Origin of the sequence: Cetobacterium sp. ZOR0034 (genome assembly GCF_000799075.1) — a bacterium.
Taxonomy (GTDB): domain Bacteria; phylum Fusobacteriota; class Fusobacteriia; order Fusobacteriales; family Fusobacteriaceae; genus Cetobacterium_A.
In genome coordinates this window covers 25,165-38,105 of sequence record NZ_JTLI01000024.1, presented here as the reverse complement: position 1 = coordinate 38,105, position 12,941 = coordinate 25,165, and the positions used below count along the sequence as shown (strand labels likewise).

14 protein-coding genes are annotated in these 12,941 nt (G+C 29.2%); all 14 read left to right on the top strand.

Annotation, left to right across the window (positions count from 1 at the left end; all coding sequences use genetic code 11):
- Positions 1 to 200: 200 nt before the first annotated feature.
- The gene (locus tag L992_RS06370; protein WP_047383018.1) at positions 201 to 1,055 is read left to right on the top strand and encodes a hypothetical protein; all 855 of its coding nucleotides are present in this window, start codon (positions 201 to 203) and stop codon (positions 1,053 to 1,055) included.
- Positions 979 to 1,557: a nucleoside triphosphate pyrophosphatase gene (locus L992_RS06365; RefSeq protein WP_047395095.1), complete on the top strand. Its 579-nt coding sequence runs from the start codon at positions 979 to 981 to the stop codon at positions 1,555 to 1,557. The genes L992_RS06370 and L992_RS06365 overlap by 77 nt, the downstream gene beginning before the upstream one ends.
- A gap of 21 nt (positions 1,558 to 1,578) precedes the next feature.
- A complete protein-coding gene (locus L992_RS06360; protein WP_047383022.1) occupies positions 1,579 to 2,625 on the top strand; it encodes a rod shape-determining protein in 1,047 nt (348 codons plus the stop codon).
- A 12-nt stretch (positions 2,626 to 2,637) separates the two neighbouring features.
- Positions 2,638 to 4,146 carry a hypothetical protein gene (locus L992_RS06355; RefSeq protein WP_047395092.1) on the top strand — a complete coding sequence of 503 codons (1,509 nt, stop codon included), beginning with the start codon at positions 2,638 to 2,640 and terminating at the stop codon, positions 4,144 to 4,146.
- A 14-nt stretch (positions 4,147 to 4,160) separates the two neighbouring features.
- Positions 4,161 to 4,694 (top strand): SMC-Scp complex subunit ScpB, encoded by a 534-nt coding sequence (gene scpB, locus L992_RS06350; protein ID WP_047383073.1) that lies wholly within the window; start codon positions 4,161 to 4,163, stop codon positions 4,692 to 4,694.
- On the top strand, positions 4,681 to 5,385 hold the full coding sequence (locus L992_RS06345) for a pseudouridine synthase (RefSeq protein WP_052193928.1): 705 nt from the start codon (positions 4,681 to 4,683) through the stop codon (positions 5,383 to 5,385). Before scpB ends, L992_RS06345 begins: the two co-directional genes overlap by 14 nt.
- A 19-nt stretch (positions 5,386 to 5,404) precedes the next feature.
- The gene (gene gatC / locus L992_RS06340) at positions 5,405 to 5,695 is read left to right on the top strand and encodes an Asp-tRNA(Asn)/Glu-tRNA(Gln) amidotransferase subunit GatC (protein WP_047383027.1); all 291 of its coding nucleotides are present in this window, start codon (positions 5,405 to 5,407) and stop codon (positions 5,693 to 5,695) included.
- Positions 5,696 to 5,714: 19 nt separating this feature from the next.
- Positions 5,715 to 7,160, top strand: a complete 1,446-nt coding sequence (gene gatA / locus L992_RS06335) for an Asp-tRNA(Asn)/Glu-tRNA(Gln) amidotransferase subunit GatA (protein WP_047383029.1) — start codon at positions 5,715 to 5,717, stop codon at positions 7,158 to 7,160.
- The gene (gene gatB, locus L992_RS06330) at positions 7,160 to 8,605 is read left to right on the top strand and encodes an Asp-tRNA(Asn)/Glu-tRNA(Gln) amidotransferase subunit GatB (RefSeq protein ID WP_047395087.1); all 1,446 of its coding nucleotides are present in this window, start codon (positions 7,160 to 7,162) and stop codon (positions 8,603 to 8,605) included. Before gatA ends, gatB begins: the two co-directional genes overlap by 1 nt.
- Positions 8,606 to 8,616: 11 nt before the next feature.
- Positions 8,617 to 9,801, top strand: a complete 1,185-nt coding sequence (locus L992_RS13475; RefSeq protein WP_047383032.1) for a L,D-transpeptidase family protein — start codon at positions 8,617 to 8,619, stop codon at positions 9,799 to 9,801.
- A gap of 90 nt (positions 9,802 to 9,891) precedes the next feature.
- Complete coding sequence (locus L992_RS06320) at positions 9,892 to 10,779, top strand: lysophospholipid acyltransferase family protein (protein WP_231549763.1); 888 nt, start codon at positions 9,892 to 9,894, stop codon at positions 10,777 to 10,779.
- A 12-nt stretch (positions 10,780 to 10,791) separates the two neighbouring features.
- Entirely contained in the window at positions 10,792 to 11,487 is a 696-nt protein-coding gene (locus L992_RS06315) for a 5'-methylthioadenosine/adenosylhomocysteine nucleosidase (protein ID WP_047383036.1), read from the top strand.
- Between the two features lie 31 nt (positions 11,488 to 11,518).
- On the top strand, positions 11,519 to 12,763 hold the full coding sequence (locus tag L992_RS06310) for a folylpolyglutamate synthase/dihydrofolate synthase family protein (protein WP_047383038.1): 1,245 nt from the start codon (positions 11,519 to 11,521) through the stop codon (positions 12,761 to 12,763).
- Positions 12,753 to 12,941 carry a hypothetical protein gene (locus L992_RS06305; RefSeq protein ID WP_047383039.1) on the top strand — a complete coding sequence of 63 codons (189 nt, stop codon included), beginning with the start codon at positions 12,753 to 12,755 and terminating at the stop codon, positions 12,939 to 12,941. Before L992_RS06310 ends, L992_RS06305 begins: the two co-directional genes overlap by 11 nt.

Below are 12,941 nucleotides of genomic sequence, written 5' to 3'. Positions count from 1 at the left end.
CGGAATTGGCAGACGCACCAGACTTAGGATCTGGCGTTTCGACGTGAGGGTTCAAGTCCCTCCTCTCGCACCACTTTATAGACATTATACAGTAGACTTCAAAGAAGTCTACTTTTTTATTACCCAAATCTTAATTGCTTGAAAACTCTATATCTGTATGGTACAATATTATGAAAAAAGTTTAATAAAAAGGTGCATGAATGAAAAATATAAAGATGTTATTTAGTTTTAAAGTTATATACATTGTTTCATTGATTTACTTTTTTTTAGGTTATTTTTATCCAAATTTTTTACAAATAAATAATGTATATTTATACCTACATGAATACTTAGGAATATATGAAAAAATGCTATGGGTATTTTTAATAACTTATGGATTTTCTTTGTTTATGAAGAATCCAAATAAAAGGGTAGTTTTAAAAGTAAGGTTAGTTTTTATGATAATTCTTGGAATAGCAACTGGGTATCTTTATTTAGTAGATAGTTTAAGAAAATTAGGTGAAATAGCAATCGACGGAGTTCAAGAACATATTATTCAAATTGGACTTTTAAATATAAATCTTGGATATATAGAGTTATATACGTTTTTAAAAATATTTCCACATGTTAGAGAGGATATTTTTATAGGTTGCTTAATTTTTTTAATCTTTATATCAGTAATTATAATTTGTGGAAAAATGATAAGAAAATCAATTTTATCTATAATTAATCTTTTCAAAAGACACATAGCTCGTAAAAGAGAAGAGAAAAGATTAAAAGAAGAGAGAATTAGACTTGAAAAACAAGCTAAATTAGAGAAGGATATATATGATGAGATATGTAATATTCAAAAGATATACCAAGAGAAAGATAGTTTAGAAGAGTTAGGGAATAATGAGGATGAGTTGATGAGTATTGATTCAGAGAGTTTTGATGGATTAGAGGAAGATGAAATTAAAAAAATCGTTGATATAGAAGAGATAGAGAGGGAAGAAGAGCATGATATTAGCATCAAAATCTCCGAGACGGAAAGAGATATTAAACCAGCTGGGATTTCAATTGGAAATAAAGACTAAAGACATTGAAGAAGTTAGTGAAAAGGAAAATGTTGTAGATCAGATAAAAGATATTTCTTGGAAAAAAGTTATAGCAGTAGCAGAAGAGAACAGAGATGAGTATGTTGTAGGTGCAGATACGGTTGTAGAAATAGATGGAATTATTTTGGGAAAACCTAGAACTGAAGAGGAAGCTAAAAATATGTTGAGATCTCTTTCAGGAAGAGATCATAGAGTAATTACAGCTTATTCGATTGTAAATTTAGCTAAAAATATAGATATAACTAATGCTGTGGAAAGTAGAGTCTATTTTAAGAGTATAAGTGAAGAAGAGATAAAATGGTATGTAGAAAGTAGAGAACCGATGGATAAAGCTGGTGCTTATGGTATTCAAGGATTGGGATCTATTTTTGTGGATAAGATAGATGGAGATTTCTTTGCGATTATGGGGTTTCCAATAAATCATTTTATAAAAACTTTAAACAATTTAGGAATAACAATAGAAAGTTTAAATAAAATATAAATTAATTTAAGGAGAGTTATAATGAAAAAAATATTTGGAAAAGTTTTAGGAATATTTTCAGATGATTTAGGAATAGATTTGGGAACTTCAAATACTTTAATATGTGTAAAAAATAAAGGTATAATAATGAATGCACCATCAGTTGTAGCTATAAACACAAAGACAAAAGAGATTTTTGAAGTTGGTGATAAAGCTAAACAGATGATAGGAAGAACTCCACATACAGTTGAAGCGATAAGACCATTAAAAAATGGTGTAATTGCAGACTATGAAATAACAGAAAAAATGCTGAGAGAGTTTTATAAAGTTGTAAATAGAGGAAAAAGTTTATCAAGTCCAAGAGTTATAATTTGTGTTCCTGCAGGTGTAACTCAAGTTGAGAAAAGAGCAGTAATGGATGTTACAAGAGAAGCGGGAGCTAGAGAAGCTTACTTAATAGAAGAACCTATGGCAGCAGCAATTGGAATCGGGTTAAATATATTTGAACCTGAAGGAAATATGGTAGTAGATATTGGTGGAGGAACAACAGAGATAGGAGTTATATCTCTTGGAGGAATTGTAAAAACATCTTCACTGAAAATAGCTGGTGATAAGTTTGATTCTTTAATAATTGATTATATAAGACAAAAACATAACTTATTTATAGGAGAGAAAACAGCTGAAGAGATAAAAATAGCTGTCGGAGCAGTAACAGATTTAGAAGAGGATATTTTCATCGAAATAAGTGGAAGAAATGCATTGAGTGGATTACCAAAAAATGTAAAAGTTTATTCATCGGAAATAGCGGAAGCGTTAGAAGAAGCTATAGTTTTAGTAATTGAAGAAATCAAAGGAATATTAGAAAAAACACCACCTGAATTATCTTCAGATATAAAAAGAAAAGGAATCTACTTAGCAGGAGGAGGAGCACTTTTAAGAGGAATAGATAAAAGAATTGCAGAAAGTTTAAGCTTAGAGGTAACAGTAGCGGAAGATCCTTTAAATGCAGTTGTAAATGGAATTCAGCAACTTTTAAAAGAGTTTGATAAGTATAAAAGAGTTTTAATTTCACCAGAAAGTGATTATTAAAAAGAGGAACTTATGAAAAAAGTCATATTATTACTTTTCTTTATAACTTCAATATTGAGAGCAGACTATCTCATCACCAATGGTGAGATAGCTCTTTTTTATGATGGACAAAATAATATTTTAAAAAATATTGGAAACAAAGATGAAAATATACAAGATTTTTTATCAAATTTACAGATATTATTAATTAAAGATTATAAAGTCTATAAAGCTAGAAACTATTATACAGAAACAAAATTTATAAATGGCAAAAATATTTTTTACATGAAATATTTTTTTAATAACCAAATTATAGAAAGTTATGTCATAGCATCCACCGAAAATAAAAATAATCTGTATATTTATACAAATTTAGATAAGCTAGATTGGAAGGGATCATATAAATTAGTTTACAAGTTTTCTCCATTGATAAAAAGTGTAGTTGTTGAAAATAAAGAGAACTACTATAAATATGGAAGTTTAAATATATTTAAAGATAGTAACTCTGAACTATTAGTTGCAACAGAAAGAGATTTTGAAAATTTTAAGGTTAAAGTACTTCAATCAAATTTATTAAAAGAGTTAGATGAGAGAATATATTTAGTTAAAGATATAAAAAGTGAAGAACAAGATGATTTTTTAAAATTAAGTTTAGTTAAAGAAAATCCAACTTTTCCAAAACAAACTTTTAAAGAACTTTTAAATGGAGAAATACGATTTTGGAAAGAATTTGAAAATAAATATAAATATTTAAGAAGTAATGTAATTAATCAAATAAAAAAATTTTATCTTATTTCATCTAGTAATTATGCTCAAAATAGCTTGATTATGAACATTAGCAGAGTTGAGTATATAAGGCAATTGAAAGTCCTATATTTAAATGTTATATTAAATAGATACGAAGAGATTCCGAAGTTTAATTATAATAAGTATGATTATATTCAAAATGTCTATTCGTATTATTATAATTTAAAGCTATTAAATTTAGAAGGAAAAACTATTGAAAAAAAAATGATAGATAATAATATAGAAAAAATACGAAAAGATGTATCGGAAGCCTATAGAAGCATATTAAATAGAGAAGGTGAATGGTTAGATAACAGTATTTTATTTTATGAGTTTTTATCAGAATTAGAAAGATTAGATTTAGCAGATTTAATTTATAAAGATTCAGTTTTTATAAAAAATGAAATTGTTGAAAAGGTAAGAGACGAAATTTTAAATAGTAGTGGAAATATAAAAAAATATGAATATATAAAATATTTAAATATTTTAGAAGTGGTTGATAGAGAAAGGAATATTAAATATTTACTAAAAAAAGTTGATAACTCTTTAGGAGTTTTAAAAGATAATGAGAATATTAATAGAAAAATTAATTTAGAATTAGCACTTTTACTTTATAAAAATAATTTTTTGATTGAAAGTGATAAAATATTTTATAGCATAGATTATTTTATTAATTTTGAGGAGAATTATAGTCAACTTGATCTAGATGAGATATTTTTATATTTAGAAAATATTCATTATAGGGGATTGATATGATAGAAAATAATACCATTGGAATAAAAGAACAGATCGAATCAATACTTTTATTAGGTGGAGAAGAGATAAAAATAAGAGATTTAAGTAAGTTTTTTTCTATATCAATAGAAAAGGTTTTAAATATATTGGAAACTTTAAAAATAGAACGTTTTAATACAGGAATAAACTTAGAGATAGATCAAGAAGTTGTTTATTTAATAACAAATCCTAGATGTGGCGAGATAGTAAATTTATATTTTAAACAGGATGTAAAACCTAAGAAATTATCTAATGCAGCACTAGAAACGTTATCTATAATAGCTTACCGTCAACCAGTAACAAAAAGTGAGATTGAAGCGGTAAGAGGAGTATCAACTGATAGAGTTATATTAACATTAGAAGAAAGAAAATTTGTAAGAGTATGTGGGAAAAAAGAGGCAATAGGGAAACCAAACTTATATGAAGTAACTGATAAATTTTTAGGGTACTTAGGAATCTCAACAGTGGAAGAACTACCACAATATGAAATAATGAAGGAGAGATTAAATGGAACCGATGAGAATAAATAAGTATCTAGCTCAAAATGGATATGCATCAAGAAGAGAGATAGATAAACTTATAGAAAATGGAGATATAAAAGTTAATGGAAAGGATACAGCGCCTGGCCAAAAAGTTACGGATGCGGACAAGATCTATATAAAAGGAAAGTTATTTGAAAAACCTAAATCGGAAGGGAAAGTTTACTTCCTACTTAATAAACCAAAAGGTGTTTTAAGTGCTTCGAAAGATGATAGAGGAAGAAAAACAGTAACAGATTTAATAGATACAAAAGAGAGACTATATCCTATAGGAAGATTAGATGCAGATACAGAGGGTGCAATAATTTTGACTAATGATGGTGATATTTTTAATAAAGTTATCCATCCAAAAGGAGAGGTTTATAAAGAGTATTTTGCTATCGTAAAAGGAGAGATTAGAGATAAGGATCTTTCAAGATTAGCAAAAGGAATAATTTTAGACGATGGTCCTACTTTACCAGCTAAGACAAAGATATTAAAAAGAGCTGCAGGAAAAAGTGAGGTTATAATAGCAATAAGAGAGGGTAAAAATCGTCAAGTTAGAAGAATGTTTGATGCTGTTAAGCATGCTGTAATGTACTTAAGAAGAGATGCTATTGGAAAGATAAATCTAGGAGATTTAGAATCAGGAAAATATAGAAAGCTAACATCGCAAGAGATAAAATATTTAAAATCATTATAGAAATACAGGAGGAAGATAGATGTCTTTAACAAGAGAAGAGGTTCTTAATGTAGCTAAATTAGCAAGATTAGAATTTAATGAAGAGGAAATTGTAAGATTCCAGGCAGATCTAAATAACATTTTAGATTACATAGATGTTCTAGGAGAAATAAATACTGATGATGTACAACCGTTAGTACAAGTTCATGAAACTGGAGTAAAATTAAGAGAGGATATTATAAAAGAATCTTTAACACCTCAAGAGGCTATGAAAAATGCCCCTGCTTCAGAAGATGGAGCATTAATAGTACCGAAGGTAATTGGAGAATAATTAAAAGGAGGATTTTTCTGTGAAAAAAATATATGAGTTAACAGCTTTTGAAATAAAAGAGAAAATATTAAATAGAGAGCTAACATCTGAAGAGGTTGTTACAGCTATTTTTGATAGAATAGAAGAAACTGATAAAGAGATTGGAAGTTTTGTATCTTTAAGAAAAGAAAAAGCTTTAGCTGAAGCTAAAGAAGTTGATAGAAAGATACAAAATGGTGAAGCAGTAGGAGCTTTAGCTGGAGTTCCAGTGGCTATAAAAGATAATATGGTTTCTATCGGAGAACCATCTCAATCAGCATCAAAAATATTAGAAGGATATGAAGGTATCTATGATGCTACAGTTGTAAAAAAATTAAAAGATGCAGATGCTATAATAATTGGAAAAACAAATATGGATGAATTTGCAATGGGATCAACAACAACAACATCAGCATATGAAAGAACTACAAAAAATCCATGGGATTTAGATAGAGTTCCAGGAGGAAGTAGTGGAGGAGGAGCAACATCGGTTGCTGCAAATCAATGTTTTATCTCTTTAGGTTCTGATACAGGAGGAAGTATTAGACAACCAGCAGCATTTTGTGGTGTAGTTGGACTAAAACCAACTTACGGAAGAGTATCAAGATACGGGCTTATGGCGTTTGCATCATCACTAGATCAAATTGGACCATTTGCAAAAACAGTTAAAGATGTAGCATTAAGCTTAAATGTTCTTTCTGGAGCAGATGATTATGACTCAACGGTTGAAGATGTTGAGGTTCCAAATTATTTAGATTATTTAACTGGAGATATTAAAGGAATGAAGATAGGAGTTCCGAAAGAATACTTTATAGAGGGACTAAATCCAGGAGTTAAAAAAGTTGTAGACGAAGCTTTAGAAACATTCAAATCACTTGGTGCAGAGATTGTAGAGATTTCATTACCGCATACAAAATATGCAGCACCAACATACTATGTGCTAGCTCCAGCAGAAGCGAGTTCTAACTTAGCTAGATTCGATGGAATAAGATATGGACATAGAACAACTGATGCAGCTAATATAGATGAGCTATACATAAAATCAAGAAGCGAAGGATTTGGAGACGAAGTTAAGAGAAGAATAATGATAGGAACTTATGTTTTAAGTGCTGGATTCTTCGATGCGTACTTTAAGAAAGCTCAAAAAATTAGAAGATTGATAAAAAATGATTTTGATAAGGCTTTTGAACAAGTAGATATTATATTTACTCCAGTAACACCAGGACCTGCTTTTAGATTAGATGCTAAAAAGTCACCAGTGGAACTATACTTAGAGGATATCTTTACAATACCGGCAAACTTAGCAGGAATTCCAGGAATTTCAATTCCAGCGGGAATGACTGAAGGGTTGCCAGTTGGAATTCAACTATTAGGAAAAGCATTTGGAGAAAAAGATATCTTAAAAGCAGGAGATGCTTTTGAAAAAGCGATAAAGGAGAGAGTGTAATGGCGAGACAATGGGAATCGGTAATAGGACTTGAAGTACACCTTCAATTAAAAACAGGAACAAAAGTATGGTGTGGATGTAGTGCAGACTATGATAATTCTCCAACAAATACACATACATGTCCAATATGTTTAGGGCATCCAGGAGCGTTACCAAAATTAAATAAAACTGTAGTTGAATATGCAATAAAGGCAGCTTTAGCTTTAAATTGTAATATTAACAATATAAGTGGATTCGATAGAAAAAATTATTTCTATCCAGATACACCTAAGAATTATCAAATAACTCAATTTGAAAAACCTTACTGTGAAAAAGGGCATTTAGATGTTAAATTAAACTCAGGAAGAGAATTAAGAGTTGGGATTACAAGAATTCAAATTGAGGAAGATGCAGGAAAATCAATACATGCTGGTTCTGAATCATTAATAAACTTTAATAGAGCTTCAATGCCTCTTTTAGAAATAATATCTGAGCCAGATTTAAGAACTTCTGAAGAAGCTTACGAATACTTAAACCTTTTAAAAAGTACAATAAAGTATACTGGAATAAGTGATGTTTCAATGGAATTAGGATCTTTAAGATGTGATGCTAATATTTCTGTTATGGAAAAAGGAAGTAAAGTTTATGGAACAAGAGTAGAAGTTAAAAACTTAAACTCATTCAAAGCTGTAGCAAGAGCAATAGACTATGAAATTGGAAGACAGATTGAAGCGATTGAAAACGGAGAAACAATAGATCAAGAAACTAGATTATGGGATGATGAAGCTCAAGTAACAAGAATTATGAGAAGTAAAGAGGATGCAATGGATTATAGATACTTTGCAGAACCAGATTTACCAAGACTTGTAATTAAAGATTCAGAGATTGAAAGAGTTAAAGAGTTAATGCCTGAATCAAAAACAGCTAAATTAAAAAGATTTGAAGAAGCATATGGATTACCAGAATATGATGCAAATATTCTAACTGATGAGATTGAATTAGCGGATTATTTTGAGAGAGTAGTTTCAGTAACGAATAATCCAAAATTATCTTCAAACTGGATAATGACAGAAGTTTTAAGAGATTTAAAAGAAAGTGGTAAAACAATTGAGGAATCAAAAATTTCATCTGAAGATTTAGGGAAAATAATAAACCTAATTCAAAAAGATGTAATATCTTCAAAAATAGCTAAAGAGTTATTTACTATTAAATTAAATGATAGTAGAGATCCTGAAGTTATAGTAAAAGAAGAAGGAATGATACAAGTTGTTGACTTAGGAGAGATTGAAGGAATAGTAGATCAAGTACTAGCTGAAAATCCTAAGATGGTTGAGGACTTTAAAAACTCTGATGAAGGAAGAAGACCAAGAGTTTTAAAGGGATTAATAGGACAGGTAATGAAGCTATCAAAAGGAAAAGCAAATCCAAAGATAGTAACAGACCTAATGGAATCGAAATTAAAATAGGTGGGTTATAAATGAAAAAAAGCAAATTGATCTCTTTAGGGATTATGGTATTCGGGCTTACTTTTTTAACACAACCAGCGCATGCGGTTGCTAAAACAGTAAAGCAAAAATATGAAAACATAATACCAATGAGTGTTCACGTAAATATAATGAACAACGAAGCTGAGCCAGAATATTTAAACTATGTTTTTATAAAGAGCGTTGATGCTCCGATAAGACAGGATTCGTCAATTTATTCTAAAGAGATTGTGAGATTTCCATTTAATACTAAATTGAAAGTATTAGAGAAGGTTGAATCAAATGGAAATGAATGGTATAAAGTAGAGTTGAAAGATAGAAATGGAAATAAAGTAATTGGATATATTTCAGCTATGCTAGTAACATTAAGACAATTTAGATTTGAAGAGATGAATAGTAGAGTGCACAAATTATCTGAATTCTTACAAACAGAATCTGGAAAAGGAAGAGAATTAGTATCAATAAATACTTACGTTCCTAATCCAAGTAATCAGAATATGAATAGAGCAAAAGATAAATATGGAGTTTCGGCAGATCAAAATGCTAGAGCAACTTATAATGGAGAAGTAATTCATATTCCTGACAGATCACTTATGTCAGTTGAATCTGTTAGTGGAAATGATGTATTTGTAAATGCTCTTTCGATAAAAGAGAAACCATTGAAAGTAAGTAAAAATGTTATAACTAGATATCCAGCTGTAAATGCAAACTTTAGAAAAGCTATCGTGATAGATTTAGAAAATGAGAATCAAGGTATTTTCCAAAAGAATCCCGATGGTAGATGGGAGTTAATATCTTATACATTAAATAAAACAGGAATGGAAAGTACTCTTGGATTTGAAACTCCTAGAGGTTATTTCATAGTTCCAGTTTTAAAATATGAAATGGGATATAGAGATGAGTATAATAACGCAGCTGGAATGGCAAAATATGCTATTCGTTTCTCTGGTGGTGGATATATTCATGGAACACCAATCAATTTTGAAGAAAATATCAATAGAGACTTCTTCTTAAGAGAGAAAGATGGAACATTAGGAACAGTTGAGGGAACAAGAAAGTGTATTAGAAATATGGAATCACATATAAAATTCCTGTTTGATTGGGTAACTAATGGTAAAGTTAATAGAAAATCAAATGAACAAAGACCAGATGAAAATGTAATGGTAATAGTATTTTAAATCAAGGGTGAGCTTAGCTCACCCTTTTTTATAAGAATAGCATAACTGCTTATTCTATGATATAATAAATCTGCAAAACTAATTGGATAGGTGATAAAAAAAATGTACAAACTTCAGTATTTAATATTTAAAGTTGTTCGACATCTTTTGTTGTTATGTCCTGAGAAAACAAGATTTAAGTTTGCAGAAAAATTAGGAGTTTTAGGTTATTATCTGATAAAAAAAAGAAGATTGATAGCACTAGCAAATTTGAAATTGGCTTTTCCAGATAAAACTTTTGAAGAGAGAAAAAAAATTGCGATTGAATCATATAAAATAATGGCAAAAGCATTTATCTCAACATTATGGTTTGAGGATTATTTAAAAACAAATGTTTCTCTAGAGGATTTTCAAAGAGTTATGGATTTAAAAGAGAAAAAGGGTGGCTTAGCTGTAGCATTGATTCATATGGGAAATATGGAGGCCAATTTAAAGGCTGGGGAGAAATATAAGACAGTGACTGTGGCTAAAGCTCAAAGAAATCCATACATCGATAAGTTTATAACGGATGCTAGACAAAAATTAAACGTGACACTGTTAAAAAAATCGAAACAAACTTCAAGAGAGTTGTTAGAAGAGATAGAAAAACAAAATATGGTTGCTTTATTTACTGATCATAGAGATAAAGGGTCATCAGTGAAGTTTTTTGGAGAGGAAACAGTTTCGCCAACGGGAATTATAAATATAGCATTAAAACATAACTTGCCTTTGGTTATAGGGTATAATGTTATGCATGGAGATAATACATGTACAACATATTTCACAAAAGAGATAGAACTTGTAAGATCTAGCTCGTTTAAAGATGATGTAAAAATAAATACTCAAATAGTGATGGATACAATAGAGAGTATAATAAAAAATCATCCAAATCAATGGATGTGGTTCCATGACAGATGGAAATTATCAAAAAAAATAAAAAAAGAAGATATAAATAGTTAATTAGGAGGAAAAATGTTATTAGGAATAATTGGAGCGATGCATGAAGAGGTAATACAATTAAAAGAGGTTATGAATCTTGAAGAAACTAGAGAGATTGGTGGATATCAATTTTTCAAAGGAACACTTTTAAATAAAGAGATTGTTTTAGTTGAGTGTGGAATAGGAAAAGTAAATGCTGCGATCTGTTCAACACTATTAATTCAAGAGTTTAATGTAGATAAGATTTTATTCACGGGAGTAGCAGGTGGATTGAATCCAGAAATAAATATAGGGGATATTGTTGTATCTACTGATTTAATAGAGCATGATTTTGATTGTACAGCTTTTGGATATGAGCATGGGGTAATTCCAAGAATGGAAAACTCTAAATTTAAATCAGATGAAGAGTTAACAGCTTTAGCTAAAAAAGTTGCAGAAGAAAACTTTGGAAAAGAGAGAGTATTTGTGGGAACTATAGTAAGTGGAGATACATTTGTTGCTTCTAATGAAAAAATAAACTGGTTAAGAGAAACATTTACTGGAGAATGTACAGAGATGGAAGGAGCTTCAGTAGCACATGTTTGCCAAGTTTTAAATAAACCATTTGTAATTATCAGATCAATATCAGATAAAGCAAACCATGATGCAAATATGAACTTTGATGAGTTTGTAAAATTAGCAGCACAAAACTCTAAAATAATAATAGAAGGAATGTTACAAGCGTTATAGTTTTTTAAATTAAAATAAGGGGGATTGCTTTATGAATATTGAGAAATTATTAGAGGAGCTATATTCATATTCACTTCATGGAATAAAATTAGGATTAAAAAATATTGAGGATATTTGCAAAGCTATGAATAATCCACAATTTGACTATAAAACAATACATGTAGCTGGAACTAATGGTAAGGGATCTACATCGACAACGATAGAAACTGTTTTAATAGAAGCGGGAAATAAAGTTGGAAAATATACATCACCCCATATACTTAAATTTAATGAAAGAATATCTGTTGACGGATTAGAGATAACCGATGAAGAGATAGCTTATTATTACTCATATATAAAAAATATTGTAAGGGAGTTAGAAATAACTCCTACTTTCTTTGAAGTAACAACAGCGATGATGTTTAAATATTTCTCTGATAAGAAGGTGGATTTTGCAGTGATTGAAGTTGGTATGGGTGGAAGATTTGATGCAACAAATATTATAAAGAGTGATATTTGTGTTGTGACAAATGTTAGCTTAGATCATACAGATTTTTTAGGAAAAACAATATATGAAATAGCAGGAGAAAAAGCTGGAATAATAAAGCCAAAATCAAAAGTAGTTGTAGGATGTTCTGATTTAGAGTTTTTAAAAGGGATAGAGGAAAAAACAAAAGATTATACAAATGTTTTAAAAAAATATGAAAAGGCAGAGTATATTTTAGATTTTGATAATTTTAAAACTATCATAAACTTAGATAATGAAAAATATGAGTTTTCGTTATTTGGAGATTATCAATATAAAAACTTTTTATGTGCATATGAAGTATTGAAAATATTAGAGATACCTATCGAGATCATAAAAAAAGGGGTTCAGAAAGTAAAGTGGCAGTGTAGATTTGAAATAATTCCTTTAGATGATAAGGTTTTAATCTTAGATGGGGCTCACAATGAGGATGGAATGAAAACTCTTTGTGATACTTTAAAATTAGGATATAAAAAAGATGAACTTGTAGCTGTAGTTTCAATTTTAAAAGATAAAGATTATAAGAAAATATTAGAGATACTAGAACCATGTGTTAAAAATATAATTTTTACGTCTTTAGCTGAGAATAAAAGAGGACAAACTGCTTTAGAGCTTTATGAATCGTCAAATAAAGTGGATAAAAAATATGAAGAGAGTATAGTAGAAGCCTATAAGTTAGCAAAAAAAGAGAAAGTAAAAGGAATCTTATTTTGCGGATCATTCTATCTTTTAAGTAAATTCAAAGAGGAAGTATTGATGAATGAAGAATAAAGGGTTTTTTAAAATTTTAGTATTAGTAGCAACTTTACTTATTAGTTATTATCTATATAAGCAAATTATTATTTTGAAATCTGAATATATAAAAAGAGAGCAAAAAAAAGAGATTTTTTTAGAAGAAATAGATAAAACTTATAAAGAAAGAGAGAGTGAGTTTTACAAAGTTAACTAG